The sequence below is a fragment of the Clostridium peptidivorans genome, from assembly GCF_900205925.1.
Classification (GTDB): domain Bacteria; phylum Bacillota; class Clostridia; order Clostridiales; family Clostridiaceae; genus Clostridium_AK; species Clostridium_AK peptidivorans.
This window is the reverse complement of the sequence record NZ_OAOD01000050.1, coordinates 1-1,464: the sequence shown is the minus strand read 5'-3', so window position 1 is coordinate 1,464 and position 1,464 is coordinate 1. Positions and strand designations below refer to the sequence as shown.

Below are 1,464 nucleotides of genomic sequence, written 5' to 3'. Positions count from 1 at the left end.
CATCTGGTGATTATGGCTTGAAGGTAACACCCGTACCCATTCCGAACACGAAGGTTAAGCTTCAAAGCGCCAATGGTACTGCCGGGGAGGCCCGGTGGGAGAGTAGGTCGTTGCCAGATGAATACATGGCTGGATAGCTCAGTCGGTAGAGCAGAGGACTGAAAATCCTCGTGTCCCTGGTTCGATTCCTGGTCCAGCCACCAAACCCTGCAAAAGCAGGGTTTTTTACTTTATAATTATTTATGTTTCTTTAACTAAAAAAATTGATATTTTATTATAAGATTATAAGATTATAAGATATAATTATTATAGTGGTATTTTAAGTATACAATAAATAAAAAAGGAGCAAAGATATGGAAGAAAAAATTATTGCAACAATTAATGGTAAACATATAACTAATAAGGATTTACAAGAAATTATATTAAGATTTCCAGCTGATAGACAGCAGCATTTAACAACACCAGAAGGAAAAAAAGAATTACTAAATGAAATTGTAAGTTTTGAAGTACTCTACGAATATGCTAAAGATAATAATATGGAAGAAGATAAGGACTTTTTAATTCAATTAGAAAATGCAAAAAAAGAAATACTTACGCAAATAGCTATAAAAAAGATTATTTCTAGTGTTAAAGTAGATGAAGAAGATATAGTTAAGTTTTATGAAGATAATAAGGAAATGTTTAAGACAGAAGAAACTATAACTGCAAAACATATATTAGTAAATACATTAGAAGAGTGTAATAATATATTAAATGAAATTAAAAGTGGAATGAAATTTGAAAAGGCAGCTGAAAAGTATTCCACATGTCCATCTAAAAACAAAGGCGGAGCTCTTGGTACCTTTGGACATGGAAGAATGGTTCCACCTTTTGAAAAAGCAGCATTTGATATGAATGCAGGAGAAATTAGTGAACCAGTTAAAACTCAATTTGGATACCATTTAATATTTGTAGAAGATAAAAGTCCAGAAAGTATAATATCATTGGATGAAGTAAAGGGTAGTATATATGCACAAGTATTACAAGAAAAACAAAAAGAAATGTATATAAGTTTTATAGATAATTTAAAGAAAAAATATAATGTGAATATACAAGAATAAAATTAATTAATGAGATAAAACACACGAAGATTTAGCTTTGTGTGTTTTTATTTGCATTTTATAATAACAACATTGCCAGATGTATCAATATGAGTAAATTGGAGTATTATTAAGTAAATAAAAGAAATGAGTATATATGTTTCATTGTTTATCTATACTATAAAGGAACAACAATACTTATGTGATACAATAACACATGTCGTCGAAACAAACGGCAAGTAAGTCAACAAAGATTTAAAAAAATGTTTAAAAAAATGTTGACAAGAAGAAACAGAAATGTTACTATATAAAAGTCGCTTGGAGCGACAGGGTCTTTGAAAATTGAACAGAGAATAGAAACCAGTCAATTACTTAACAGTTAAAT

The 1,464-nt window shown here is 29.6% G+C and carries 1 protein-coding gene, 1 tRNA gene and 1 rRNA gene; all 3 read left to right on the top strand.

Annotated elements, in window-relative coordinates; genetic code table 11:
* Positions 1–2 precede the first annotated feature (2 nt).
* The 3 genes from rrf (at position 3) to CRN98_RS17240 (ending at position 1,100) form a co-directional block, all read left to right on the top strand.
* Positions 3–119: ribosomal RNA gene (rrf, locus tag CRN98_RS17250) — 5S ribosomal RNA — on the top strand.
* Positions 120–127: 8 nt separating this feature from the next.
* Positions 128–203 (top strand) — tRNA-Phe (locus CRN98_RS17245).
* A gap of 150 nt (positions 204–353) precedes the next feature.
* Positions 354–1,100, top strand: a complete 747-nt coding sequence (locus tag CRN98_RS17240) for a peptidylprolyl isomerase (RefSeq protein ID WP_097028639.1) — start codon at positions 354–356, stop codon at positions 1,098–1,100.
* The last annotated feature ends 364 nt before the right edge of the window (positions 1,101–1,464 follow it).

Bases quoted from the DNA above. Each gene is read 5' to 3' on its own strand.
- CRN98_RS17240 (WP_097028639.1), top strand. From the start codon at position 354: ATGGAAGAAAAAATTATTGCAACAATTAATGGTAAACATATAACTAAT.